Origin of the sequence: Ciceribacter sp. T2.26MG-112.2, assembly GCF_900492205.1 — a bacterium.
GTDB lineage: Bacteria > Pseudomonadota > Alphaproteobacteria > Rhizobiales > Rhizobiaceae > Allorhizobium > Allorhizobium naphthalenivorans_A.
Window position 1 is genome coordinate 73,547 of sequence record NZ_UEYQ01000008.1, and the last position, 26,190, is coordinate 99,736.

The 26,190-nt window shown below is 63.2% G+C and carries 24 protein-coding genes; 9 read left to right on the forward strand and 15 right to left on the reverse strand.

The window, feature by feature from the left end; genetic code table 11:
- Window positions 1-52: 52 nt before the first annotated feature.
- The gene (locus DYZ14_RS13700; protein WP_232365547.1) at window positions 53-298 is read left to right on the forward strand and encodes a DUF6460 domain-containing protein; all 246 of its coding nucleotides are present in this window, start codon (window positions 53-55) and stop codon (window positions 296-298) included.
- 19 nt (window positions 299-317) lie between these two features.
- On the opposite strand, the gene DYZ14_RS13705 is transcribed toward DYZ14_RS13700, so the two are convergent.
- The 5 genes from DYZ14_RS13705 to DYZ14_RS13725 form a co-directional block, all read right to left on the reverse strand.
- A complete protein-coding gene (locus DYZ14_RS13705) occupies window positions 318-1,133 on the reverse strand; it encodes an ABC transporter permease (protein WP_154721198.1) in 816 nt (271 codons plus the stop codon).
- Between the two features lie 10 nt (window positions 1,134-1,143).
- Entirely contained in the window at window positions 1,144-2,055 is a 912-nt protein-coding gene (locus DYZ14_RS13710; RefSeq protein ID WP_154721199.1) for an ABC transporter permease subunit, read from the reverse strand.
- Between the two features lie 12 nt (window positions 2,056-2,067).
- Window positions 2,068-3,228, reverse strand: coding sequence for an ABC transporter ATP-binding protein (locus tag DYZ14_RS13715; protein ID WP_154721200.1), 1,161 nt, complete (start codon window positions 3,226-3,228; stop codon window positions 2,068-2,070).
- A gap of 79 nt (window positions 3,229-3,307) precedes the next feature.
- Entirely contained in the window at window positions 3,308-4,408 is a 1,101-nt protein-coding gene (locus DYZ14_RS13720; RefSeq protein WP_154721201.1) for a polyamine ABC transporter substrate-binding protein, read from the reverse strand.
- A gap of 126 nt (window positions 4,409-4,534) precedes the next feature.
- Window positions 4,535-5,962, reverse strand: coding sequence for a helix-turn-helix domain-containing protein (locus tag DYZ14_RS13725; protein WP_154721202.1), 1,428 nt, complete (start codon window positions 5,960-5,962; stop codon window positions 4,535-4,537).
- A 239-nt stretch (window positions 5,963-6,201) separates the two neighbouring features.
- On the opposite strand from DYZ14_RS13725, the gene aceA reads away from it, so the two are divergent.
- On the forward strand, window positions 6,202-7,491 hold the full coding sequence (gene aceA / locus DYZ14_RS13730) for an isocitrate lyase (protein WP_154721203.1): 1,290 nt from the start codon (window positions 6,202-6,204) through the stop codon (window positions 7,489-7,491).
- Window positions 7,492-7,706: 215 nt separating this feature from the next.
- Window positions 7,707-7,943, forward strand: coding sequence for an SMc00767 family acetate metabolism repressor (locus DYZ14_RS13735; RefSeq protein ID WP_028739060.1), 237 nt, complete (start codon window positions 7,707-7,709; stop codon window positions 7,941-7,943).
- A gap of 115 nt (window positions 7,944-8,058) precedes the next feature.
- On the opposite strand, the gene DYZ14_RS13740 is transcribed toward DYZ14_RS13735, so the two are convergent.
- Window positions 8,059-8,652, reverse strand: coding sequence for a TetR/AcrR family transcriptional regulator (locus DYZ14_RS13740; protein ID WP_154721204.1), 594 nt, complete (start codon window positions 8,650-8,652; stop codon window positions 8,059-8,061).
- A gap of 144 nt (window positions 8,653-8,796) precedes the next feature.
- On the opposite strand from DYZ14_RS13740, the gene DYZ14_RS13745 reads away from it, so the two are divergent.
- Entirely contained in the window at window positions 8,797-9,195 is a 399-nt protein-coding gene (locus tag DYZ14_RS13745; RefSeq protein WP_154721205.1) for a RidA family protein, read from the forward strand.
- Between the two features lie 258 nt (window positions 9,196-9,453).
- On the opposite strand, the gene DYZ14_RS13750 is transcribed toward DYZ14_RS13745, so the two are convergent.
- Both DYZ14_RS13750 and DYZ14_RS13755 read right to left on the reverse strand, forming a co-directional pair.
- Window positions 9,454-9,597, reverse strand: a complete 144-nt coding sequence (locus DYZ14_RS13750) for a hypothetical protein (protein WP_154721206.1) — start codon at window positions 9,595-9,597, stop codon at window positions 9,454-9,456.
- Between the two features lie 211 nt (window positions 9,598-9,808).
- Entirely contained in the window at window positions 9,809-10,990 is a 1,182-nt protein-coding gene (locus tag DYZ14_RS13755) for a BaiN/RdsA family NAD(P)/FAD-dependent oxidoreductase (RefSeq protein WP_154721207.1), read from the reverse strand.
- A 127-nt stretch (window positions 10,991-11,117) separates the two neighbouring features.
- Here DYZ14_RS13755 and DYZ14_RS13760 point away from each other — a divergent pair, with 127 nt between their 5' ends.
- The 5 genes from DYZ14_RS13760 (at window position 11,118) to edd (ending at window position 18,075) form a co-directional block, all read left to right on the forward strand.
- Window positions 11,118-12,554, forward strand: a complete 1,437-nt coding sequence (locus DYZ14_RS13760; protein ID WP_154721208.1) for a glutamine synthetase family protein — start codon at window positions 11,118-11,120, stop codon at window positions 12,552-12,554.
- Window positions 12,555-12,570: 16 nt separating this feature from the next.
- Complete coding sequence (locus DYZ14_RS13765; RefSeq protein ID WP_154721209.1) at window positions 12,571-13,857, forward strand: NAD(P)/FAD-dependent oxidoreductase; 1,287 nt, start codon at window positions 12,571-12,573, stop codon at window positions 13,855-13,857.
- 101 nt (window positions 13,858-13,958) lie between these two features.
- Window positions 13,959-15,431, forward strand: coding sequence for a glucose-6-phosphate dehydrogenase (gene zwf / locus DYZ14_RS13770; RefSeq protein ID WP_154721210.1), 1,473 nt, complete (start codon window positions 13,959-13,961; stop codon window positions 15,429-15,431).
- 6 nt (window positions 15,432-15,437) lie between these two features.
- Window positions 15,438-16,136 (forward strand): 6-phosphogluconolactonase, encoded by a 699-nt coding sequence (gene pgl / locus DYZ14_RS13775; protein WP_154721211.1) that lies wholly within the window; start codon window positions 15,438-15,440, stop codon window positions 16,134-16,136.
- 121 nt (window positions 16,137-16,257) lie between these two features.
- The gene (gene edd, locus DYZ14_RS13780; protein ID WP_154721212.1) at window positions 16,258-18,075 is read left to right on the forward strand and encodes a phosphogluconate dehydratase; all 1,818 of its coding nucleotides are present in this window, start codon (window positions 16,258-16,260) and stop codon (window positions 18,073-18,075) included.
- Window positions 18,076-18,244: 169 nt separating this feature from the next.
- On the opposite strand, the gene DYZ14_RS13785 is transcribed toward edd, so the two are convergent.
- The 7 genes from DYZ14_RS13785 to DYZ14_RS13815 all read right to left on the reverse strand — a co-directional run bounded on the left by DYZ14_RS13785 (window position 18,245) and on the right by DYZ14_RS13815 (window position 26,147).
- Window positions 18,245-19,588, reverse strand: a complete 1,344-nt coding sequence (locus DYZ14_RS13785) for a tlde1 domain-containing protein (protein ID WP_154721213.1) — start codon at window positions 19,586-19,588, stop codon at window positions 18,245-18,247.
- Between the two features lie 206 nt (window positions 19,589-19,794).
- Complete coding sequence (locus DYZ14_RS13790) at window positions 19,795-20,499, reverse strand: SDR family oxidoreductase (RefSeq protein ID WP_154721214.1); 705 nt, start codon at window positions 20,497-20,499, stop codon at window positions 19,795-19,797.
- A 133-nt stretch (window positions 20,500-20,632) separates the two neighbouring features.
- Window positions 20,633-20,989, reverse strand: coding sequence for a hypothetical protein (locus tag DYZ14_RS13795; RefSeq protein ID WP_181903929.1), 357 nt, complete (start codon window positions 20,987-20,989; stop codon window positions 20,633-20,635).
- Between the two features lie 196 nt (window positions 20,990-21,185).
- Complete coding sequence (locus DYZ14_RS13800; RefSeq protein WP_154721215.1) at window positions 21,186-22,274, reverse strand: ABC transporter ATP-binding protein; 1,089 nt, start codon at window positions 22,272-22,274, stop codon at window positions 21,186-21,188.
- Between the two features lie 15 nt (window positions 22,275-22,289).
- Window positions 22,290-23,945: a beta-galactosidase BglA gene (gene bglA / locus DYZ14_RS13805; RefSeq protein ID WP_154721216.1), complete on the reverse strand. Its 1,656-nt coding sequence runs from the start codon at window positions 23,943-23,945 to the stop codon at window positions 22,290-22,292.
- A 41-nt stretch (window positions 23,946-23,986) separates the two neighbouring features.
- The gene (locus DYZ14_RS13810) at window positions 23,987-25,135 is read right to left on the reverse strand and encodes a carbohydrate ABC transporter permease (RefSeq protein ID WP_154721217.1); all 1,149 of its coding nucleotides are present in this window, start codon (window positions 25,133-25,135) and stop codon (window positions 23,987-23,989) included.
- A gap of 1 nt (window position 25,136) precedes the next feature.
- Complete coding sequence (locus tag DYZ14_RS13815; RefSeq protein WP_154721218.1) at window positions 25,137-26,147, reverse strand: carbohydrate ABC transporter permease; 1,011 nt, start codon at window positions 26,145-26,147, stop codon at window positions 25,137-25,139.
- Window positions 26,148-26,190 lie beyond the last annotated feature (43 nt).

Consider the following 26,190-nt stretch of genomic DNA (forward strand, 5'->3'; position numbering starts at 1 on the left):
ACGGTGGACCGGAGCATGAGCGGCCCGGTGCACGAGCTCAAAGGGGCTTGCGGTGTATCGGTTTGTCACGGGTCTCATCAAGATCGCGCTGGCTTCGCTGCTGGCGGGCAGCCTCATGGCCTTCATCGGCATTTCGACCGACAGCATGCTCGCCCTCTTCGGGATGACGGCGGAGGAATTCTGGAGCGGGGTGCAAGCTGCCGGCGCCTGGGCGAGCCCCCGCATCCTGCTCGGCGCGTTGGTCGTCCTGCCGGTCTGGCTTCTCACCTACCTGCTCATGCCACGTCACGACGGCTGACCAGGGCGTGAAGCGGCGCTCAGGCGGCCTGGGCCGCCACATGCTCGTCGCGCTGTCTTTGCAGTTCCCGCCGCTTGGTGGTGATCGAGGCGATGATGACACCGATGGTGACGAGGCCGATCAGGATCGAACACACTGCATTGATCTCCGGCGTCACCCCGAGCCGCACCTGGCTGTAGATCTTGATCGGCAGCGTGGTGGCGCCGGGGCCGGTGGTGAAGGAGGCGATCACCAGGTCGTCGAGCGACAGGGTGAAGGCGAGCATCCAGCCCGACACCACGGCCGGCATGATCAGCGGCAGGGTGATCCTGAAGAAGGTCTTGACCGGCGGTGAACCGAGATCGAGCGCCGCCTCCTCGAGGCTGGTGTCGAAGGTGAGCAATCTCGACTGCACGACGATCGCCACGTAGCACATGGTAAACGTGGTATGGGCGATGGTGACGGTCATCAGGCTACGGTCGATGCCGAGCGCGACGAACAGCAGCAGCAAAGACAGGCCGGTGATGACCTCCGGCATGACCAGCGGCGCATAGACCATGCCCGAAAACAGCAGACGACCGGGGAAGCGGCCATAGCGCACCAGCGCCAGCGCCGCCAGCGTTCCAAGGATCGTGCCGAGCGACGCACTGAGCAGGCCGACGCGGGCCGTCACCCAGGCGGCGCTCATCAGGCCCTCGTTGGACCACATCTGGCTGTACCATTTCAGCGAGAAGCCGCCCCATACGGTGACCAGCTTGGAATCGTTGAAGGAATAGATCACCAGGATGATGATCGGGATATAGAGGAAGGCGAAGCCGAAGGTGAGGATGGTCGCGTCGAATTTGCCGGGTTTCATCGTTTCGCCCTCACACCTTCTGCTGCTGGTTCTGGAAGATGGCGATCGGCACCACCAGCAAAAGCAGCAGCAGGACGGCCACGGCCGAGGCGAGCGGCCAGTCGCGGTTGCTGAAGAACTCGGTCCACAGCGTCTTGCCGATCATCAGCGTCTCGGCGCCGCCGAGCAGGTCGGGAATGACGAATTCGCCGGTGATCGGGATGAAGCAGATCATCGAGCCGGCGATCACGCCGGGGATCGACAGCGGGAAAGTGATCCGCCAGAAGGCCTTCCACGGCGGGCAGCCGAGATCGCTTGCCGCCTCGAGCAGCGTGCCGTCGAGCTTTTCCAGCGCGGCATAGAGCGGCAGGACCATGAAGGGCAGATAGGAATAGACGATGCCGATATAGACGGCGATGTCGGTGCGGTAGATCTGCACCTGTTCGTCGGGGCCGTAGAGGCCGATCGCCTGCAGCAGCAGCGTCAAAAGGCCTTCCGGCTTCAGGATGCCGATCCAGGCATAGACGCGGATCAGGAAGGAGGTCCAGAATGGAAGGATCACCAGCATCAGCAGGGTGGGCCGGATCGAAACCGGCGCGCGCGCCATGGAAAGGGCGATCGGATAGCCGATCAAGAGCAGCAGGAAGGTCGAGATCACCGCAATCTTGAGCGACGACAGATAGGCGTTCACGTAGAGCGAATCTTGCGTCAGGAAGACGTAGTTCTCGAAATCCAGTTCCGAAAAGAACGATCCGATGGCCGACAGTCCGTCGAACACCGGAACATAGGGCGGCATGGCGATCGCCGTGTCCGACAGCGAGATCTTCACGATGATGAAGAACGGCGCCATGAAGAACAGCGCCATCCACAGATAGGGTATGAGCACCACCAGCCAGCGCGCCGGGGAGGATGTCGGTGATGGGGCTAACGTGGCGTCGCTCATGGCCTTGATCCCTCAGCGCGTCAGCACGAGGCCGGCATCGACCGGCCAGCTGAGCCAGACCTTGTCGTCCACCGTGATCGGGCGGTCGACGAGGCGATGGGTATTGGCCTGCGCGGCGCGGAAGGTGCTGCCATCGGCAAGCTTGACGATGAAGACCGAAAAGTCGCCGAGATAGCCGATGTCCCAGACCTCGCCGGACAGCGCATTGACCGAGGTATCGGCCGGGGGCTCACTGCCGATGCGGACCTTTTCCGGCCGGATGGCGAAGGCAACCGGAGCGCCGGGCTCTGCCTTGCACGTAGGTTGATCGACCACTACTCGGAGACCATTGGTGCAAACCACCGTGGCCAGCGCACCTTCCGTCACCTTCTCCACCGTCTCGAGCCTGCCCTCGACGATATTGATGTCGCCGATGAAGTCGGCGACATAGCGGCTGTTCGGCGCCTCGTAGATTTCGGCCGGCGTCGCCACCTGCATGATCTCGCCCTTGTCCATGACCGCGATGCGGTCGGACACGGTCATCGCCTCCTCCTGATCGTGGGTGACGATCAGGAAGGTGGTGCCGAGAGTCTGCTGGATATCCATCAGTTCGAACTGGGTTTCCTCGCGCAGCTTGCGGTCGAGCGCGCCGAGCGGCTCGTCGAGCAGCAGCACCTTCGGCCGCTTGGCGAGCGAGCGGGCGAGCGCCACGCGCTGGCGCTGGCCGCCGGAGAGCTGGTTCGGCTTGCGCTTGGCGAATTCCTGGAGCTTGACGAGCTTCAACATCTCGGCGACGCGCGCATCGATCTCGTCCTTCGGCAGGCGATCCTGTTCCAGGCCGAAGGCGATGTTCTTGGCCACCGTCATGTGCGGGAACAGCGCATAGGACTGGAACATCATATTGGTCGGTCGCCGATAGGGCGGGACGCCGGATATGTCCTTGCCCTGCAGCAGGATGCGGCCTTCGGTCGGCTCCTCGAAGCCGGCCAGCATGCGCATCAGCGTGGTCTTGCCGCAGCCCGACGGTCCGAGCAGCGAGAAGAACTCGCGCTCATAGATGTCGAGGGTGAGATCCTTGACGGCGGTGAAGTCGCCGAAGCGCTTCGTGACGTTCTCGAACCGGATGAAGGGGACCGACGCGGGATCGGTCCACGGGGAAAATTTGCGCTTTACCGGTCCCAGAGATTTCGCCATCGCCCGATCCAAATGCCTATTGAAAAAAACAGTCCAAAGAAACCGGGCGCCTTGTGGCGCCCGGTTGGTCTTGATCCGATCAGTTGCCGGTCTTGATCTGGGTCCAGACCCGGTTCAGGACGCGCTGTTCCTTCGGTCCGTAGGGCGAGATGGTGAAGAGCTTCTTGACCGTTTCCGCATCCGGATAGACCGACGGGTTCTTGAACACTTCCTCATCGAGCATGGCCTGGGAGGCCAGGTTGCCGTTGGCGTATTGCACGTAGTTCGAGGCCTTGGCGATGACCTCTGGCTTCATCAGGAAGTTGATGAAGGCATGGGCTTCCTCGACGTTCTTGGCATCCGCCGGGATCGCCAGATTGTCGAACCACATATAGGTGCCTTCCTTCGGGATCACGTATTCGATCTCGACACCGTTCTTGGCTTCCTCGGCGCGGGCCTTGGCCTGGAGAATGTCGCCCGACCAGCCGATGGTCATGCAGATATCGCCATTGGCGAGATCGTCGATATAGGAGGAGGAGTTGAAGGTCTTCACGAAGGGGCGAATCTTCATGTAGACATCGCCGCCGGCCTCCAGGTCAGCCGTTTCCTTGCTGTCCGGGTCCTTGCCGATGTAGTTCATCGAAATGGCGAAGGTCTCGTCGGATGCGTCGAGGATGTTGACGCCGCAGGATTTCAGCTTTTCGGCGTTCTCCGGCTTGAAGATGGCATCCCAGCTGTCGACCTTGAAATCGGCACCGAGCGCCGCCTTGACCTTCTCGACATTGTAGCCGATGCCGGTGGTGCCCCACATGTAGTTGACGGCATATTCGTTGCCCGGGTCGTACTTCGCCAGACGCTCCATGATGTCCGGCCACATGTTGGACAGGTTCGGCAGCTTGGACTTGTCGAGCTTCTGGAAGACGCCGGCCTGGATCTGGCGGGCGAGGAACGGACCGGTCGGCACGACGACGTCATAGCCGGAGCCGCCGGCGAGCAGCTTGGTCTCGACGATCTCGTTCGAATCGAAGACGTCATAGACGACCTTGATGCCGGTTTCCTTGGTGAAGTCCTCGAGAACCGACTCGTCGATATAGTCGGACCAATTGTAGACGTGCACGACGCCCTCGGCCTTTGCCGCGGATGCCATAGCCAGCGTAACCATCGCGGCGGACGCCAAAAAACGCATGAGATCGGTCTTCATTTTCTCTCCTGTTCCAGCCTCCGAGCCTGACGCCCGATCAGCCATTCCCTCTTTTTTTTAACAGACTAGAAAGGAAATGGACGGGCGACAAGGGGTAATCTTCGCAGCTGCAAACCCTCGCCCGAGCTACTGGAAATCGAACGCGGAGAGGCCTGTGACCATTTCGTCGAGTCCAAGCGGGCGCGTCACCGGCGGCTCGGCACGGGCGAGACAGCCCTGCCTTTCGCAGAGCCGGCAGGCCGTCCCCACTGCCACAGGGCCAAGCGTCGAGCCCGCCACCACCTGGCCATAGACCACCTCCTCGCGATGGGCGATGTCGCAGGCGACGAGAAGGGCGGTGCGCCGCACCCGCTCGTTGAAGCCGGCCTGCGGTCCGTCGAGCGTGCGCGACATGGTGAGGAAGCCGGTGCCGTCCGGCATTTCCACGTGATCGACCAGAACCTGGCCCGGCTGGGCGAAGGCGGCATGAATATTGAGCTTGGGACAGCTGCCGCCGAACTTCGCCTGGGGGAAACCCTGGGCGCCAGCCTTGCGGAAGCGATAACCGGCATTGTCGACCTCGAGCATGAAGAAGGGCACGCCGGATGCTCCCGGTCGCTGCAGCATGGTCAGGCGGTTGGCCGCCTGCTCGTATGACACGTTGAAGCGCGAACGCAGCATGTCGATGTCGTAGCGCGCGCGCTGTGCCGCCGCAAGAAAGGCGCCATAGGGCATGATCACCGCATGGGCCGCATAGCGCGCCAGTTCGAAGCGCCCGAGGCGCTTGGCCTCGCCGGTCGAGAAGGCCAGCCCCTCCAGTTCGGCGGCGATCTCCTCGCCAAACGCCAGAAGACCGGCTTCCATCGCCACCTCGCGCAACTGGTCGAAGGGCGACAGCCGCTCCGACAGGAAAAGCCGCATCGAATGGCGGTCGTAGCGGCGGCGCAGATTGGGCATGGTGTGGATCGGAAGCGTGCGCACGACGATGCCGTGCTTGGTCCGCAGCCAGCCTTTCAGCGCCGGCGCCAGATCCTCGCCGGGCGACAGGCCGAGCGAGGCGTGGAAGGCTTCCGCCGCATCCTCGATGCGCGCATGGAAGTTTGCCCGCTTCTCGAACCGCTCCCGCACCTCGTCGATCGGCAGGCGCGTGCCGGAGATCGAGGTCTCGTGGCCCTCGCGCGCCAGGAGCTCGGCGAGATCGGTGAGCCTTGCCGCCTGCTCGCGATAGGCCCGATAGAGCTTGACGACGCCCGCCGCCGCGTTGGGCGCAGCCTCCGCCACCTCGATCAGTTCCTGATCGCCCGGCACCTCGCCGGACAGAAGCGGATCGCCGAACACCTCGCGCAGTTGACCGGCCATGCCGCCCGCCTCGCCCTGCAGTTCGTCGAGATCGACCTTGTAGACGGCGGCGAGCTTCAGCAGCAATTGCACGGTCAGCGGCCGCTGGTTGCGCTCGATCAGATTGAGATAGGAGGGAGAGATCTCCAGCGCCTCGGCCATCGCCGTCTGAGTTAGCCCCAAGCCGTTGCGGATGCGCCGGACCCTCGGGCCGGCGAAGATCTTGTTCTCAGCCATTGTGACACACCTTTTACAACTTTGGTCGATGAAGAAGCCGGAACGAGAATTGACAACATTTACAGATTTACATCGCCGCAATGTCAAAGACAAGACATGCTAACCTCTTTCAGGGCGTCATTTCTCTCATTTATCTGGACGTTTTGTGCAGTGCGCTGTAAATCCAGTCACATCGAAAGCGGAACTTTTGCTGACCCAAGGACAAAAGCTTCGTGAAACTGAGCAAGAGGGAGTTTGCTATGACTGATTTTTACAACGTCGTTCCGAATGCGCCGAAGGGCCGCTTTGACGGCATCGAGCGTCCGTACACCGCCGAAGACGTCAAGCGCCTGCGCGGCTCGGTCCAGATCACGCATACGCTGGCCGAAATGGGCGCCAACCGCCTGTGGAAGCTGATCAACGAAGAACCCTTCGTCAACGCTCTTGGCGCCCTCTCGGGCAACCAGGCCATGCAGATGGTTCGCGCCGGCCTGAAGGCCATCTATCTTTCCGGCTGGCAGGTCGCCGCTGACGCCAACACCGCGTCCGCCATGTATCCGGACCAGTCGCTCTATCCGGCCAATGCCGCTCCCGAACTGGCCAAGCGCATCAACCGCACGCTGCAGCGCGCCGACCAGATCGAGACCGCCGAAGGCAAGGGCCTTTCGGTCGACACCTGGTTCGCCCCGATCGTCGCCGACGCTGAAGCCGGTTTCGGCGGCCCGCTGAACGCCTTCGAAATCATGAAGGCCTTCATCGAGGCGGGTGCTGCCGGCGTCCACTTCGAAGACCAGCTCGCTTCGGAAAAGAAGTGCGGCCATCTCGGCGGCAAGGTTCTGATCCCAACCGCCGCCCATATCCGCAACCTGAACGCCGCGCGTCTCGCAGCCGACGTCATGGGAACCCCGACGCTGATCGTCGCCCGTACCGACGCCGAAGCCGCCAAGCTTCTGACCTCGGACATCGACGAGCGCGACCGTCCCTTCGTCGATTACGATGCCGGCCGCACGGCTGAAGGCTTCTACCAGGTCAAGAACGGCATCGAGCCCTGCATCGCCCGTGCGATCGCCTATGCTCCGCACTGCGACATGATCTGGATGGAAACCGGCAAGCCGGACCTCGAGCAGGCCCGCAAGTTCGCCGAAGCCGTACACAAGGCGCATCCGGGCAAGAAGCTCGCCTACAATTGCTCGCCGTCGTTCAACTGGAAGAAGAACCTCGACGACGCGACGATTGCCAAGTTCCAGAAGGAGCTGGGTGCGATGGGCTACAAGTTCCAGTTCATCACGCTCGCCGGCTTCCACCAGCTGAACTTCGGCATGTTCGAACTGGCCCGCGGCTACAAGGATCGCCAGATGGCGGCCTATTCGGAGCTGCAGGAAGCGGAATTCGCCGCCGAGGTCAACGGCTACACCGCCACCAAGCACCAGCGCGAAGTCGGCACCGGCTATTTCGACGCCGTCTCGCTGGCCATCACCGGCGGCCAGTCTTCGACCACGGCGATGAAGGAATCGACCGAAACCGAGCAGTTCAAGCCGGCTGCCGAGTAAGGAATTACCCCTCCCCAACCCCTCCCCACAAGGGGGAGGGGCAGGAGATCGCGGCGACCGCCCTGCCTCCAGGAACCAATGCGACGCGTTGCTTTCCATGGTCCCGGCAGAACGTCACCCCGGGTTAAGCCCTCCCCCTTGTGGGGAGGGTTTGGGAGGGGGCTTTCGACCAAAACTGAAACTTCAAGAACCCCGCATATAAGAGGAGAAATGCCATGACCCCGCAGACCCGAGTTAAAGAACGCGCCGAAGAACAGGCTTCCGCCATGACCGCCGACCAGCAGGCCATGATCCGCATGGTCGCCAACGACCTGCACCGCCTCAACCAGTCCGTCATGAAGGCGGTTGATGCCGGCGTATCGGTCGAGCTCGTCCGTTCGGCCCGCCATCACGGTGGCGAAGGCAATTGGGGCGACCTGTTGATCCCGGTCATCGTGACCCAGGGCAAATAAGAGAGTTTCAAGGACCATCCGGAGCGTCAAAGCTCCGGGTCGGCTCCCGCGCAATGATCGCTGGCTTCGGGGGGAGCTTCACGCGGTCGCTGCGCGGGATTTTCGTTTGCGCGACTTAGCGCGGCCTGACGAGCAAGCCCTCGGCCAAAGCCTTGAAGGCCGCCACGGCCTTCGGCAGCACGTCCTCCGGATTGTCGCTTGCGGCGATCCACAGGGCCGCATTGAGCGCGGCGCCGCTCAACAGCCGTGCCGCTGCCTCGGCATCGACAGGCTTGATCGTGCCCTCGGCGATCAGCCGTTCAACGACCACGCGCGTCGCCTGCAGGCAACTGCTCTGGCTCGGCCACTGCGAAGGGTCGCCCAGAACAGCCGGCCCATCCAGAAGCACGATGCGCTGCACCTCCGGATCGAGCGCCATTTCGATATAGGCCACGCCCTCGTCCAACAGGGCCTGCCAGGCGCTGTTGGCGCGTGCTGCCCGCTCCTGCGCGCGCGCCGCCATCTCGGAATCAATCTGGTGCACCACGGCGGCCAGCAGGCCCTTCTTGTCGCCGAAGTTATGATAGAGAGCGCCACGCGTCAGTCCCGCCCTGGCGGTAAGCTCATCCATCGACGCCGCGGCATAGCCCTGCTCGGCAAAGGCCCTTCGCGCCGCCGCAATGAGCTTGGCACGGTTTTCTTCCATGGTTTCACTGCGCCGTCTTGCCATACCGCCCCTTGAATTCACATACGCGAGGCATGCCAGTTGACATACGATGCGTATGTCAGTATTTCACATACACCTCGTATGTAATAGCCATGTCCACCATGCTTGCCAAGCCATCGCCTGGCCGGCACTGACCGGAGAAACAGAATGACCAGCAGGCACGCCGTCTTTCCCGCCAATCGTCACGTCCTCTACGAGGAGCACGGCTATTCCGCGGCAATCCGATCGGACAATCTCCTGTTCGTATCGGGCCAGGTGGGCAGCCGGACGGACGGCACACCGGAGCCCGACTTCCCGGCCCAGGTTCAGCTCGCCTTCGACAACCTCGAAGCCACGCTTCATGCCGGCGGATGCAGCTTCGATGATATCGTCGATGTGACGACCTTTCATACCGATCCGGAAAACCAGTTCCCGGCCATCATGGAGGTCAAGCAGCGGGTCTTCAGCCAGCGGCCCTATCCGAACTGGACGGCCATCGGCGTCAACTGGCTTGCCGGTTTCGATTTCGAGATCAAGGTGATCGCCCGCATCCCGTCTGCGCAATAGCGCTCGACATCCGGTTCAGGTCACGCCCGGCTCGGCGCTATCCGTCGCCAAAGGCTGGAGGGCCATGCGGGTATAGGGAAAACCGCCGATTTCGCCCTTTGGGCACTTCGGCCATGCGGGCTTGGGCACAGACGGCCATTCGCACCATCCGGCCTGGCGAAGCTAAAGCCGCCCCGCAATGAAGTCACGGAAAATGACCGACAACCGGAATGCCGCCTCTGCAGAGGGCGGCGCGTCAGGTTGCCGCTCTCTCTCGCTTTACCCGGCGAAGGCGAGGGCCAAGGCGGCGAGCGCGGCGGAGGCCCCGAGGCAGAGAAGGGTCAGGCGGCGAAGCCGTGCGAGTTCTTCGTCCCTCGTTCTGGCGATGGCGATGGCTCTTGCCTTGCTGTTCTTCATGATCATCGGCGCCTTCCTGGGAATAGCCGTTGAGGAAAAATGCCGATGCATTGCGGCAATCCGGTCCGACGTCATGTCACATCCGCTGTGGATGCCGGCATCGAGCCAGAATGACTCCGGCACGTTAACAAGAGCTAAATTATGGCGGAAAGCGCGCGCAAATCAATGCGCTCACTAAAATTTGTTGCTATGCGTCAAACCCTTCCGCGCGCGCTGGTCAAATGCTCTCTCCCGCCGCGTGACCTGATGCCCAGGCCCATTGGAAGTTATAGCCGCCCAGCCAGCCCGTGACGTCGACGCATTCGCCGATGAAGTAGAGGCCGGGAACGGCCTTAGCCATCATGGTCTTTGAATCCAGCCCCCTGACGTCGACGCCGCCGATGGTCACTTCCGCCGTGCGATAACCTTCGGAGCCCGCCGGCTTGATCGTCCAGCCATGGAGAAATACGGCGACCGCCTCCAGCGCCTTGTCCGACAGGTCGGCAAGCGGTTTGTCGATCTTCTGTCGCTCGGCGACATATTGCGCCAGACGCTTGGGCAGATGCTGCGCCAGCACGGTTTGCACCGCCTGGCGGCCGTTCTCCTTCTTCGCCGCCTTCAGCACCGCGGCGAAATCCACGTCCGGCTCAAGCGAAAGCGTGATCTCGTCGCCCTCGCGCCAATAGCTGGAAATCTGCAGGATGGCGGGGCCGGACAGGCCACGATGGGTGAACAGCAGGGCTTCGCGAAACGCCGTCTTGCCGTAGCGCACCTCGGCATCGACCGAGACGCCGGCCAGCGGCGCAAGCTCGGCCAGCAGAGCGGGGTCGAGCGTCAGCGGCACCAGGCCGGGCCGCGTCTCCGTCAGCCGAAGGCCGAACTGTTCCGCCACCTTATAGGCAAAGCCCGTCGCCCCCATTTTCGGGATCGACTTGCCGCCGGTGGCGATCACCAGCGCTTGCGCCTCGATCGGACCTTCGGACGTCGCGATGCGAAAGCCGCCCTCGCCCTTCTCGACGGCGGAAATCTCGACGCCGAGCCTCAAGTCCACCCCGCCCGAGCGCATCTCGTCGAGCAGCATGCGGATGATGTCGCGGGCGCTGTCGTCGCAGAACAGTTGCCCGAGCGTCTTTTCGTGCCAAGCGATCCTGTGCTTGTCGACCATGGCGATGAAATCGGCCGGCGTGAAACGGGCGAGCGCCGACTTCATGAAATGCGGATTGGCTGAGATATAGTTCTTCGGGCCGGCGTGGATATTGGTGAAATTGCAGCGTCCGCCGCCGGAAATGCGGATCTTCTCGCCCGGCGCCTTCGCATGGTCGATCAGCACGACGGAGCGTCCTCGCCGGCCGGCGACAAGCGCCGCCATCATGCCCGCGGCACCGGCTCCTATGATAGCAACATCAAATATGTGGGCCAAATTCGGGTCCCTGCGACAAAGAATATCTGTCTTTTCGATCGATCGGGCAATGTCAATGCCGTTTGCCCCCTCGCCAAACGCCGAAGTCGGGTTATGATGCCGCCATCAACAACCAAACCGGTGAGACATGCCTCCGAAGAAGAATATGCTGAGACCCAAAGGCGCAGCGTCGAAAAAGGCGAGCATTCCTCCGGACATCAACTCCACCCGTGGCGTCAAGACCTGGAAGGAAGCCGCCGCCTGGCTCAGAGCCCGCGGCATCGAGGACATCGAGTGCATCACGCCCGACCTCGCGGGCGTTCCGCGCGGCAAGATGATGCCGACCTCGAAGTTCACCGGCGACACCTCGCTCGCCCTTCCCTCGGCCCTCTACCGCCACACGATTTCCGGCGAGTATCCGGAGGAAAGCGGCCAGTTCCGCTACGATTCCCGCGACAGCGACATCAAGCTGATGCCGGACTTGTCGACGCTCTCCGTCGTGCCGTGGGAAACCGACCCGACCGCGCAGGTCATCTGCGACATCATCACCACGGACGGCGAGGACGTGCCCTACACGCCGCGCAACGTCTTGAAGAACGTGCTGAAGCTCTATGACGCCAAGGGCTGGCGACCTGTGGTGGCGCCCGAGATCGAGTTCTATCTCGTCGCCATGAACGACGACCCGGACTATCCGCTGCATCCGCCGAAGGGCCGCTCCGGCCGCTCCATCCTCGGCGGTCAGGGCTATTCGATCGCCGGCATCAACGAGTTCGACGAGTTGATCGACGACATCTATCACTTCTCGGAAAAGCAGGGCCTCGAGATCGACACGCTGATCCACGAGGAAGGCCCGGCCCAGCTCGAGATCAACCTGCGCCATGGCAATCCGATCGAGCTTGCCGACCAGGTCTTCCTGTTCAAGCGCACCATCCGCGAAGCGGCCCTGAAGCACGGCATCTACGCCACCTTCATGGCCAAGCCGATGCAGGGTCAGCCGGGTTCGGCCATGCACATCCACCAGTCGGTGGTCGATGCCGAAACGGGCAAGAACATCTTCTCCAACCCCGACGGTTCGCCATCCAAGGAATTCTTCCACTTCATCGGCGGCATGCAGGCCTTCGTGCCGAAGACGCTGGTGATGATGGCGCCTTACGTGAACTCCTATCGGCGGCTGACCCCCGACATGTCGGCCCCGGTCAACAATGCCTGGGGTTACGACAACCGCACCACCGCCTTCCGCGTGCCCGTCTCGGACGCCAGGGCGCGGCGCGTGGAAAACCGCCTGCCGAGTTCGGATGCCAATCCCTATCTCGCGCTCGCGGCCTCGCTTGCCTGTGGCTATCTCGGCATCATCAAGGGCGTCGAGCCGACCGGGCCTTCCGAGGGCACGGCTAACGAAGGCTCGGTCGAGCTGCCGCGCGGTCTCTTGGAAGCCGTGTCGCTGCTGGAATCCGATCCGGCGCTGGGTGAAGTGCTGAGCAAGGAGTTCATCGGTCTCTATGCCGGGGTCAAAAGGGGAGAGTTCGAGACCTTCATGCAGGTCATCAGTCCGTGGGAACGCGAATTCCTGCTGCTGAACGTTTGAGCTGAAGGAGTTTCCCATGGCCTGGCAAAGCCCGATCGCACCGGGGATATCCTGGTATCAATCCACCGTGACCGAGCGGCCGGAATATCCGGCCCTCGACGGATCGAAGGCCGTGGACGTCGCCATTGTCGGCGGCGGCTTCACCGGCCTGCAGGCCGCCTACAACCTTGCGACGGCGGGGCTATCGGTCGTCGTGATCGAGGGCTGCCGCATCGGCGACGGCGCCTCGGGCCGCAATGGCGGGCAGATGGGCACGGGCCAGCGCTGGTATCCGGAAGAACTGGAGGCCGAACTCGGCTACGAGCGGTCCAAAGCCCTCTTCGATCTGGCCGAGAACGCCAAGAAATACGTACTCTCCTTTGCCGAGACGCACGGCATCGACATGGAGTTCATCCCCGGCCAGATGAATGTCAGCCACAAGCCGGGGCACGACAAGGAATACCAGCGAACGGCAGAAATCGCCGCAACGCGCTATGGCTATCCGCATCTCGCCTATATGGACGGCAAGGAAACCGCCGAACGCGTCGGCTCGAAGCGCTTCTTCTGTGGCGTGCGCGACAGCGGCACCGGCCATATCCATCCGCTGAAGCTGATCGTCGGGCTCGCCAGGGCGGCGAGCGCCGCGGGTGCGGACATCCATGAGATGACCAAGGCCTCGTCGATCCGCCAGTCGGGGGGCAAGACGCTGATCGACACGCCGACCGGCACGATCACCGCCGACAAGGTGCTGATCGCCACCAACGCCTATATCGGCAATCTTGAGCCGGTGACCGCCGCCCATGTCATGCCGATCCGCTCCTTCATCGGCGCGACCGTACCGCTCGACAAATTCCCCTCGATCATTCCAGGCTCGGAATCGATCGCCGATTCGCGCTTCGTCGTGCGCTATTGGCGCCGCACGCGCGACGGCCGGCTGCTGTTCGGCGGGCGCGAGGCCTATACCTCGGACACGCCGCGTGACATTTCCACCCATATCCGCCGGCAGATCGCGGAGATCTATCCGGAGCTCAAGGACATCGAGATCACCCATGGCTGGGGCGGCTCGGTCGGCATCACCATGCCGCGCAAGCCGTTTGCCCGCGAAGTCATGCCCGGCGTGATCTCGATCGGCGGCTATTCCGGCCACGGCGTCATGCTCTCCAACTATTGCGGCAAGCTCTATGCCGACATGGTGACGGGCAAGGGCCGCGAGCTCGACCATCTGCTCGACCTCAAAATCCCGCCCTTCCCCGGCGGCGCGAAGCTCCGCAGTCCGCTGCTGTTCCTCGCGCTCACCTGGTACGCGCTGCGCGACCGTTTGTGAAATTTTGCAGTGCGGGTGCGGTTTTCGCACCTGCCCACTGGCTTTTTTAAATCGATTAGATTACAGGTGGTCGCAAAGATTGCGATTGAGAGAAGCCTGTTATGAGCAGCCAGATCATCCCCGTCGAGCCGTTTGACTATGTCGTCTTCGGCGGCACCGGCGATCTTGCGGAGCGCAAGCTCCTTCCCGCCCTTTATCACCGCCAGCTCGCCGGCCAGTTGACCGAGCCGACGCGGATCATCGGCGCCTCGCGTACGCCGATGAGCGACGACGAATACCGCCAGTTCGCCACCAATGCGCTGAAGGAACACTTGAAAGCCGGCGAGTTTGCCGATGACGAAGTGGCGAAGTTCTGCGCCCGCATCCACTACGTCTCGGTCGATGCCAAGTCGCCGGAGGGCTGGGACAAGCTGAAGGCCCTGCTCGACGAGGGCAAGGATCTGGTGCGCGCTTTCTATCTCGCCGTCTCGCCGGCCATCTTCGGCGACATCGCCGAAAAGATCCGCGATTTCAAGCTGATCACCAAGTCGACCCGCATCGTCGTCGAAAAGCCGATCGGCCGCGACCTGGAGTCGGCGCAGGCGCTCAACGACACGATCGGCAAGGTGTTCAAGGAAGAGCAGATCTTCCGCATCGACCACTATCTCGGCAAGGAGACAGTGCAGAACCTGATGGCGCTGCGCTTTGCCAACGCGCTCTACGAGCCCTTGTGGAACTCCGCCCATATCGACCATGTGCAGATCACGGTCGGCGAATCCGTCGGGCTCGAGGGCCGCGTCAGCTATTACGACAAGGCCGGCGCGCTGAGGGACATGGTGCAGAACCACATTCTGCAGCTGCTCTGCCTGGTTGCCATGGAAGCCCCCAATTCGATGGAGGCGGAAAGCGTGCGCGACGAGAAGCTCAAGGTGTTGCGCTCGCTGAAGCCGATCACCAATGGCAATATCGAGAAGCTCACGGTGCGCGGCCAGTACAAGGCCGGCGCCTCGGCCGGCGGTCCAGTCAAGGGCTATACGGAAGAGCTCGGCGGACCGTCCGACACCGAGACCTTCGTCGCCATCAAGGCCGAGATCGCCAACTGGCGCTGGGCCGGCGTGCCCTTCTATCTGCGCACCGGCAAGCGGCTCGCCTCGCGCGTCTCGGAAATCGTCGTCTCCTTCAAGCCGATCCCGCATTCGATCTTCGACGACGCCGCCGGGCGGATCGAGGCCAACCAGTTGGTGATACGCCTGCAGCCCGACGAGGGCGTCAAGCAGTGGCTGATGATCAAGGACCCAGGTCCGGGCGGCATGCGCCTTCGCCACGTCTCGCTCGACATGAGCTTCGCCCAGGCCTTCGACGTGCGCAATGCGGATGCCTACGAGCGCCTGCTGATGGACGTCATCCGCTCCAACCAGACGCTGTTCATGCGCCGCGACGAGGTCGAGGCCGCATGGAACTGGGTCGATCCGATCCTCAAGGGCTGGGAGGAGACCGGGCAGAAGACGCAAGGCTATACCGCCGGCACCTGGGGCCCGAGCCAGGCGATCGCCCTGATCGAGCGCGACGGCCGCACCTGGCATGAAGCGGATTAGGGCGCCATGGTTCACAGGATGCACCAGTTCGAGGATCGCGCCGCCCTTGCCGAGGCCTTGGCCGACCGCGTCTCCGCCCTGCTTTGCGCCGCCGTCGCCGCGCGCGGCGCAGCCTCGCTCGCCGTATCCGGCGGCTCGACGCCAAAACTATTCTTCGAGGCCCTCTCCACGCGCGACATCGCCTGGGACCGGGTCACGGTCACCCTGGTCGACGAGCGCTTCGTGCCGGCAGACCATCCGCGCTCCAACCACCTGCTGGTCGCCACCCATCTCCTGAAGGACAAAGCGGCGCCCGCCCGCTTCGTGCCGCTCTATCATGCCGCGGCCAATGCCGAGGATGCGGCGGCGCTTGCGACGGCCGAAACCGCTAACCTTGGGAAGCCGTTCGACGTGGTGATCCTCGGCATGGGCAATGACGGACACACCGCCTCCTTCTTCCCCGGCGGCGACCGTCTCGACGAGGCGCTCGACCCTTTGGGTGGCCGCCGCGTAATGACGATGGAAGCGGAAGGCGCTGGCGAAACCCGCCTCACCTTCACCTATCCCGCGCTCGCCGATGCCCGCCTGCTCGTCCTCCATATCGAGGGTGCCGAAAAGAAAGCGGTGCTCGACCGTGCACTGGCCGGAACCGACCTGCGCGAAATGCCGGTGCGTGCCGTGCTGGAACGCGCACCGACAGCGCCCGACATCTACTGGGCACCCTGATCTGCCCGCCTTCCGCCGCCCCGCGCGCGGGGCGGCAATCGACATGCCCGCGTTGAGCGGGCTTTTGAGCGCGTCGATCGAACATGAGCCGAAGCGCGCCTTTTCCAAGGAGTGACAACCGATGTCCGCAGACAGCCGTATCGAAGCCATCACCCGCCGGATCGTCGAACGCTCGAAGCCGAGCCGCGAGGTCTATCTCGAGCGCGTGCGCATGCAGATCTCCAAGGGCGTGCATCGCTCGGTGCTGTCCTGCGGCAACCTCGCCCACGGATTTGCCGCCTGTTCCGTCGGGGACAAGGCGGCGCTCGCCGGCGACCAGGTCCCCAATCTCGGCATCATCACCGCCTATAACGACATGCTCTCGGCGCACCAGCCGTTCGAGACCTATCCGGCGCTGATCCGGAAGGCGGCCGCCGAAGCCGGCGGCATTGCCCAGGTCGCCGGCGGGGTTCCCGCCATGTGCGACGGCGTCACGCAAGGGCAACCAGGCATGGAACTGTCGCTCTTCTCTCGCGACGTGATCGCCATGGCCGCCGGCATCGGGCTCTCCCACAACATGTTCGACGCCGCCGTCTTCCTCGGCGTCTGCGACAAGATCGTGCCGGGCCTCGTCATCGCTGCCTTGACCTTCGGCCACCTGCCGTCGGTTTTCATCCCCGCCGGTCCGATGACCACGGGGCTGCCGAACGACGAGAAGTCGCGCATCCGCCAGCTCTATGCCGAGGGCAAGGTCGGCCGCGCCGAACTGCTGGAAGCCGAGTCCAAGTCGTATCACGGCCCCGGCACCTGCACCTTCTACGGCACCGCCAATTCCAACCAGATGCTGATGGAGATCATGGGCTTCCACATGCCCGGCGCCTCCTTCATCAACCCGAACACGCCGCTTCGCGACGCGCTGACGAAGGAAGCGACGAAGCGGGCGCTCGCAATCACCGCGCAGGGCAACGAATTCACGCCCGCCGGCGAGATGATCGACGAACGCTCGATCGTCAACGGCGTGGTCGGCCTGCATGCCACCGGCGGCTCGACCAACCACACGCTGCACCTCGTCGCCATGGCGCGCGCCGCCGGCATCCAGCTGACCTGGCAGGACATTTCCGATCTATCCGACATCGTGCCGCTTCTCGCCCGCGTCTATCCGAACGGGCTTGCCGACGTGAACCATTTCCATGCCGCCGGCGGCATGGGCTTCCTGATCAAGCAGCTTCTGAAGGCCGGCTTCGTGCATGACGACGTGCGCACGGTCTACGGCCAGGGGCTGGCAGCCTACTCGATCGACCCGAGGCTTGCCCCCGACGGCACCGTCGAGCGCCAGCCCTCGCCGGAAGAGAGTGCCGACCCCAAGGTTCTCGCCCGCATCGAAACACCGTTCCAGCCAAACGGCGGGTTGAAGATGCTGACAGGCAATCTCGGCAAGGCGGTGATCAAGGTCTCGGCTGTAAAGCCTGAACGCCAGGTGATCGAGGCCCCGGCCATCGTCTTCCACGACCAGCAGGAGCTGCAGGACGCCTTCAAGGCCGGCAAGCTCGATCGCGACTTTATCGCGGTCGTGCGCTTCCAGGGGCCGAAGTCGAACGGCATGCCTGAGCTTCACCGGCTGACCCCGCCGCTCGGCGTGTTGCAGGACCGCGGCTTCAAGGTGGCGCTCGTCACCGACGGCCGCATGTCCGGCGCGTCGGGCAAGGTTCCGGCGGCGATCCACGTCACGCCGGAAGCGGTCGACGGCGGCGCGATCGCAAAGATCCGCGACGGCGACGTGATCCGCCTCGATGCGATCGCCGGCACACTGGAAGTCCTCGCCCCCGCCGCCGAATTCGCCGCCCGCCCGGCGATCGTCGCCGATCTCTCGGCCAACGAATTCGGCATGGGCCGCGAACTTTTCGCGCCGTTGCGCCGCGTGGCGGGACCGGCCGATGAGGGCGCCAGCGTCTTGTACTGAACGGGCCGTGGAGCGCGCCGCTCATGCCGAACTGTCCGGCCCACAGGCCGGGCCCCGACGCATCCACCCGCGGACTTGAGTCCGCGAAGACGCTGGCTGCCAACTCGGAAAACGCAAGAAGCCGGCCATCGCCATGGCCGGCTTCTTTCTGCTCCAGCTTCTATGCCACTTACATCATCGCCACATATTTCGGCAGTTCGGTCATGCGCGGCACGACGATCAGCGTCTTCACATTGCCGCGCTTGAAGGCGTTGAGGAACTTGTTGTAGTCCTCGAACACCACGCAGCCGGAACTGTCGCCGCGCTTGCGCAAGAGATAGGTGTGGGTCAGGAAGCCGTCGCGGCCGTACATCTTGGCATCGCCGACCGGGGTCATGCGGATCGCCTCGATGCCGTGGAAGCGGCTCTCGCGCATCCGCAGGCTGTAGACGTTGGGCGGCGTCGGGCCGCGGTTCTTGACATGGACGAATTTCGGATTGTCGCGCATGTGGGCGCGGCCGGAATGGGCCTCGAGCTTTTCGCCGTTCGGCATGTGGACGATGCCGGCGGAAATATCATAGACGGCGACGCCCCGGCCCGGCAGCTTGGGCTTGCGGGAAAAGAGCGACGGGCGTTCCTCGTCGCTGCTGCTGGCCAGTGGGTTTTCAGGCTTGGCATAGGCGAGCAGTGTCGCCGGCTTTTCCGGTTTCGCCTTGGCCTTGGCGCTGGCATCAGGCTTTTCGGTGATACGCGCCGGCGCACTCGGGCGGGCGTTCGGCAGCGGCACGTCGTCCGGCAGAGCGCCGTGGTCTTCCGCTTCGGGTTCGGACAGGAGTTCGACGAAAGGTTCCTCGCGCGGATCCGGGCCAGGGTTGACCACGTCCTTGGCCGGCAGTGGCGCGGCATAGGCGAGGACTGCGGGCGCGTTTCCAAGCGTTTCGGCCCCGGTCGAGAGCTTGTCGCCGGGGGCCAGCGCTGCGGGATTGATCGAGGCGGTCTGGAGCGATGCACCGGTCGCGACGATATGGTTGTCATCCTGCGGTCCAAGCCCGGCGATCGCCTTGGCATTGCGCTCGGCGATCGATTCCGCCAGCGCCATGCGCAGCATGTCGCGTGCCATCGGATCCTTCGAAGCGCGCTCGCGCCGTTCCAGCATGCGGTCGCCCTTGTCGACGGCGGCCAGCGCCATCGAGGCGGGAAGCATCAGAATGCCCGCCTCCTCGGTTGCAGCGATCGCCGCAGCGATGCGCATGCGGGCAGCCTCCGCCTCGGTCGCCGCGGTTGTGCGATCGCCGCGCTTCAGCACCTTGCCAGTCTCGGCCGCCTGCCCGGACAGCGTCAGCTTCGGCGCCTCAAGCTTGGGCTGCGACATGACCGAATGAAGGGTTGCTACGCCGGCCGTCACCCAGAGGATGGCGGCCAGACCGACGCCGATGGCGACGGGGCTCTTGGAGGCCTTGCGACCTTTTCCGGATCGGGATTTGGAACCAGTGGACGGTTTGTCCTTGGTGTGTGTCTCGGTCGAGAACGCCATACTCTCACTCGCTACCAGAGGCCGAACGGCCCGGCGGGGTTGATCGCCGCAGCCTGTACACATCCGGTGAGCCGAGAGACCTTGTCTCAGGACCTCCGCTATTCCGGATGTCCTAAACAATGAAGAATCTTGGTAACCAAGAGGTTTACGCCGCGTGATTCTTTTATCGCTGGCAGAAATGGCAAGATAAAGGCAAAAACTGACAGCTACACGGCGCGGGTAAGGCCGCCGTCGACGCGGATGTTCTGGCCGGTGATATAGCCGGCACCATCGGAGGCGAGGAAGGCGACGGTCGCGGCGATCTCCTCGCTCTTGCCGTAGCGCTGCATCGGCACGCTGCCGCGCCGTTCCTCCGTCGCCGGCAGGCTATCGATCCATCCTGGCAGAACATTGTTCATACGCACATTGTCGGCCGCATAGGTGTCGGCAAAGATCTTGGTGAAGGCCGCAAGGCCGGCGCGCGCGACGGCGGAAGTGGGGAACATGGCACTCGGCTCAAACGCCCAAGCCGTTGAAATGTTGATGATCGTGCCGGACTTGCGGGCCTGCATGACCGGCGTCACCAGGCGGGTCGGACGGATGACGTTGAGCAGATAGGTGTCGATGCCCTTGTGCCAGTCCTCGTCGGTGATCTCCAGGATCTGGGCACGCGGCCCGTGGCCGGCGCTGTTGACCAGGACGTCGATCCGGCCGAAACGCTCCATCGTGCCGTCGACCAGACGCTTCAGGTCGTCGTTCGACTGGTTGGAACCGGTGATGCCGAAGCCGCCGAGTTCGGCGGCCAGCGCCTCGCCCTTGCCGGAGGAGGACAGGATCACGACCTTGAAACCATCGGCTGCGAGGCGTTTTGCCGCAGCCGCTCCCATGCCGCTTCCACCGGCGGTGATGATGGCAACCTTCTGTTCCGACATGACGAATTCCCTCTGCTGAATGAGGCTGCGAGGATTTCGTCCTTTGCCGGCAAAGTCGAGTCAGAAAAACGAAAGCCGGCGAAGCTTGCGCTCCGCCGGCCTTTGATGTCGTGCATAAATGCTACCCGGCGCCTTACCAGGAGCGAACGTCGAGCACCCGGTCGCGATGCGCCGGATGGGTCGAGAAGACGAAGATGCGGTCGAGTTCCTTCTTCGTCAGCAGGCGCAGGAAGCGGATCTCGGCAGTGTTGTTGGCGAAGGTCTTCATCAGCAGGCAGCCCACTTTGGTGATGCGGGCGTCGGGAAGATCGAGATAGAATTGCTGCGGCAGATTGTACTGGGTGAGCAGGCCGATGATCGCGCCGCTCATGGAGATCTTGATGACATCGCAGCGGCGGGCGGCCATGTGCATCACGCCCTTCTCGGTATATTCGATGCGCGCCGCGTTCATCGTGTCCTCCATGGGAAACCGCGCTTCGCGGTCGTACATGAAGGATTCTTCGCGTTGCAGATAATGGCTGCCACCGACCGCCTGTCTCATCTGATGTACCTGCCCCTGGTTTCCAGTTGTTATGGGAAGGAGCCTAGCAGGAGGGACTTTAACAGATGGTATTTGCGCCATGGCGCCCTGTGGACAAGGCGATCCCGTTTACGGTCAGGGCAAACGGGATCTTAATTTTCGGGGGTCACTTCCTGTAGGTGTGTCCTGTCGCATCGAAAAGGTGCAGTTTGGTCCAGTCGGCCGAGAAACGCAGCTTCTCGCCCTTCTTCACGTCAACGATGCCGGGAAGCTTGACGACGATCGGCTCGTCCTCGACGGGGCCGTCGACATAGAGCATGGTCACCTCGCCCAGCGCCTCGACGATGGTGAGCGTACCCTCGAACAGGAAGTCGTCGCCGGTGGCGATCGACAGGTCCTCGGGGCGGACACCGAAGCTCGCCGCCTTGCCGACATCGGCCGCCGGCGTCTCGATATCGACGCGAACGGACGTGCCGTCCTTGAGAGTGATCGTGGTCGGATTGCCGGCTGAGGCGATCTTGGCCGGCATGATGTTCATCGCCGGCGAGCCGATGAAGCGGGCGACGAACAGATTGGCCGGGCGCTCATAGAGTTCGAGCGGCGGGCCGACCTGCTCGATCTTGCCGGCCGAAAGCACGACGATACGGTCGGCCAGCGTCATCGCCTCGACCTGGTCGTGGGTCACGTAGATCATCGTCGTGTCCGGCATGCTCTCGTTGAGCTTGGCGATCTCGATGCGCGTTGCGACGCGTAGCGCCGCATCGAGGTTGGAGAGCGGTTCGTCGAACAGGAAGACCTTGGGGTCGCGGCAGATGGCGCGACCGATCGCCACGCGCTGGCGCTGACCGCCGGAGAGCGCCTTGGGCAGGCGGTCGAGATAGGGGGTGAGCTGCAGGATCTCGGCGGCATTTTTGACGCGGCGGTCGATTTCGTCCTTGCTTTCCCCGGCGATCCGCATGCCAAACGCCATGTTGTCGTAGACCGTCATGTGCGGATAGAGCGCATAGGACTGGAACACCATGGCAATGCCACGCTTGGACGGCGGCACGTTGTTGACCACCTGGCCGTCGATGATCATCTCGCCCGAGGTGATGTCCTCGAGCCCGGCGATCATGCGCAGCAGGGTGGACTTGCCGCAACCGGACGGGCCGACGAAGACGACGAACTCGCCCTCCTCGATCGTCAGGTCGATGCCGTGCAGCACCTTCACCTGTCCGTAGTTCTTGCGGATATCCTTGAGAACCAGGCCCGTCATGTCTCTTCCTCCCAATCAGGCGTGACGCGCGAAATATGCGCCCCAGGCCGGCAATTCGACCGCGTGATCTTCAATCTTGCTGGTGAAACCATGGTCTTCCAGGACGTTCCACGAGCCTTCCGGCAGCGGGATTCTCGCCGGCTCGGCGCTCATGTTGAAGACGCAAAGCACGGTTTCATTGGCCAGCGTGCGGGTATAGGCAAGCGCCGTCTCGCCGATGGTGTGAAATTCCATGCCGCCCTTGACCAGTGCCGGATGGGCGCGGCGGAAGGCGAGAAACCGGCGATAGTGCTCCAGCACGCTGTCGTCCTTGCCCTCCTGGACGCTCACCGCATTGATCGCGTGCTCGACCGGGATCGGCAACCAGGTCTTCGTCGCCGTCGAGAAGCCGGCCTGCTGGGCGGCGCTGTCCCAGACCATCGGCGTGCGGCAACCGTCGCGGCCCTTGAATTCCGGCCAGAACTGGATGCCGTAAGGGTCCTGCAGATCCTCGAAGGCGATATCGGCTTCGGTCAGCCCCAGTTCCTCGCCCTGGTAGATGCAGACCGAGCCGCGCTGGGTCATGAGGATCGCCGCCATCTGCTTGGCGAAGGACGTGCGGTCGGCGACACTGGCGCCCCAGCGGGTGACATGGCGCACGACGTCATGGTTCGAGAAGGCCCAGCAGGCCCAGCCTTCGGGTGCCGCTGCGGCAAAGGCTTGCTGCGTCTCGGCGACGATCTTCGGCGTCAGCGGCTCGGGCGCCAGGAATTCAAAGGCGTAGCACATCTGCATCTTGTCGTTGCCGGACGTATATTGGCCGACGATCTCGAGTCCGTATTGGCTGTCGCCGACTTCGCCGACGGCGGCAATCGCCGGATATTCCTCGAGCAGCGCGCGGAAGCGCTTGAGGAATTCGAGATTCTCCGGCTGGTTCTTGTCGTAGAGGTGTTCCTGGAAATTGTAAGGGTTTACCGCCGGTGCGGTCGAGGCATTGCGGCGCTCCGGCGCCAGCGCCGGATTGTCGCGCAAGAGCTTGTCGTGGAAGTAGAAGTTGATCGTGTCGAGGCGGAAGCCGTCGACGCCGCGCTCGAGCCAGAAACGCGTCGCGTCGAGCACGGCACTCTGGACTTGCGGATTGTGCATGTTGAGGTCCGGCTGCGACGCCAGGAAGTTGTGCATGTAATACTGCATGCGCGTCGGGTCCCAATGCCAGGCAGACCCGCCGAAGATCGACAGCCAGTTGTTCGGCGGCGTACCGTCGGGCTTCGGATCCGACCAGACATACCAGTCCGACTTGGAATTGATGCGGCTCGACCGGCTCTCGACGAACCATTCATGCTGGTCCGAGGTGTGCGAGATCACCAGATCGATCATCACCTTTATGTTGAGCCGGTGCGCCTCGGCGATCATGGCGTCGAAATCGGCGAGCGAGCCGAACATCGGGTCGACGTCGACATAATTCGACACGTCGTAGCCAAAGTCCTTCATCGGCGAGGTGAAAAAGGGCGAGATCCAGATCGCGTCGGCGCCGAGCGCTGCGACATGCGGCAAACGGGCGGTGATGCCCTTCAGGTCGCCGATGCCGTCGCCGTTGGAATCCTGATAGGAGCGCGGATAGATCTGGTAGATCACCGCGCCGCGCCACCAGTCCTTGTCCGGTGCGGAGGTCGATTGGGTCGTTGCAGTCATGGTCAGTCCTTGTCGATGCAATCAGTAAGATTCGTGCCGTCTCAACCGCCCTTGACCGAACCCGCGAGCAGGCCGCGGACGAGGTAGCGTTGCAGGGTGAAGAAGACGAGGAGCGGAACGATGATGGTGATGAAGGCGGAGGCGGTGAGGATTTCCCACTTGCCGCCGCGCGAACCGAGCAGGTTGACCAGGCGTCCGGTCAGCACGAGTTCGTTGTCGCCGGTGCCGAGGAAGACCATGGCCACCAGCAGATCGTTCCAGGTCCACAGGAACTGGAAGATGGCGAAGGAGGCGAGCGCCGGATAGGAGAGCGGCAGCACGATCTTCATGAAGATGGTGAAATCGGAAGCGCCGTCGACGCGTGCCGATTCCATGATCTCGCGCGGTAGGCCGGCGATATAGTTGCGCAGCAGGTAAATGGCGAGCGGCAGACCGAAACCCATATGGGCGAGCCAGATACCGAGATAGGTCTTGGACGGCACGCCGAAGAAGCCGCCGACATTGTTGTACATGCGCAGGAGCGGGATCAGCGACATCTGCAGCGGCACGACGAGCAGGCCGACGATGACCGCGAGGATGATCGCCCGGCCGGGGAACTTCATCCAGGCGAGAGCGTAGGCCGCAAAGGCGGCAACGAGGATCGGGATGATGGTCGATGGGACGGCGACAGTGAGCGAATTGAGGAAGGACTTGCCGATGCCCTCGGCGGTCAGCACGGTCTTGTAGTTTTCCAGCGTGAAGCGTGGCGGAATGCCCGCGGTGTAGAAGATGCGCTGGCCGCGCGTGCCCTCGAAGGCCTTGGGCGAAGTCAGGCGGAAATCGCCGCTCTCCGCAACCGTAAGCCTCTCGCCGTCCTTCAGCTCGGCGGTGGCGCCGGGCTCATAGGCGGCGGGGTCCTGGCTCGACGTGCCGAAGGCCGTGACGACGCCCTTGCCGCCTTCGAAGATGTTGCCGGAAATGACGAAGGCGCCGTTTTCCTCGACCTGGCTTTCGGCTCCGGGCGCCCGGTACATGGCGTTCTGCGTCGAGGTCGAGAGCGCCGTCCACCAACCGGAGGCGACGATCTGGTCCTTGTCGCGCAAGGCCGAGATGAACAGGCCGGCGGTCGGCAGGGTCCAGATGACCACGAGGAAAAGGACGGAAAGGTGAACCGCCCAGGTGAGCGGAGAGCGGATGCTGCCCTTGTGCATGTCAGCGTCCCTCCATTTCGCGGCGTGCGTTGCGGATGTTCCAGATCATGATCGGCACGACCATGACCATGATAACCACGGCAATCGAGGCGCCGCGCCCGAAATCGCCGCCGCCGCGGAACATCCAGTCGAACATCAGGTTGGCCAGCACCTGCGTCTGCCACTGACCGTTGGTCATCGCGAGCACGATGTCGAAAACCTTGAGGACGAGGATGGTGATGGTGGTCCACACCACCGCGATCGTGCCCCAGATCTGCGGCACCTTGATCTTCATGAAGATCTGCCAGGGATTGGCGCCGTCGATGACCGCCGCCTCGATGGTCTCTTCCGGAATGCCGCGCAGCGCCGCCGACAGCAGCACCATGGCAAAGCCGGTCTGGATCCAGATGAGGATGACCATGAGGAAGAAATTGTTCCAGAAGGGCAGCGTGATCCAGATCTGCGGCTCGCCGCCCAGCGCCACGACGATGGCGTTGAGAATGCCGATCTGTTCGGCGCCGACGTCGCGATAGTCGTAGACGAACTTCCAGATCACCGAGGCGCCGACAAAGGAGATCGCCATCGGCATGAAGATCAGCGACTTGGCGATATTGCCCCACCAGATGCGATCGGTGAGCGCGGCGATGATCAGCCCGAACAGCGTGGAGGCGGCCGGCACGACGATCAGCCACAGCATGTTGTTGTAGATCGACTGGCGGAACTCGCCGTCGAAGAACATCCAGCGATAGTTGACGAGGCCGACGAAGGTGGTGCCGGAGCGGTCGTAGAGCGAATAGGCGACCGAGGAGAAGAAGGGATAGACGAGGTAGATCGTCAGCGACACCAGCGCCGGCCCGAGGAACAGCCAGGGGCGGATGCTGTTGGCGCGGTGAATGTTCTGCGACGCCTGAGCCGCATCCTCGATATTCGAGGGAAATATCCAGTCGAGAAGAAGATTCGAGCCGTAGAAATAGCCGACCGCTCCGGCAACGCCGATGACGATGGTCAAAAGGGCATAGAGTAGCTGTTCCAATCTCGCCTCCCCGGGTGGCTCTTCGCCGGCGGCAGCAAACAGC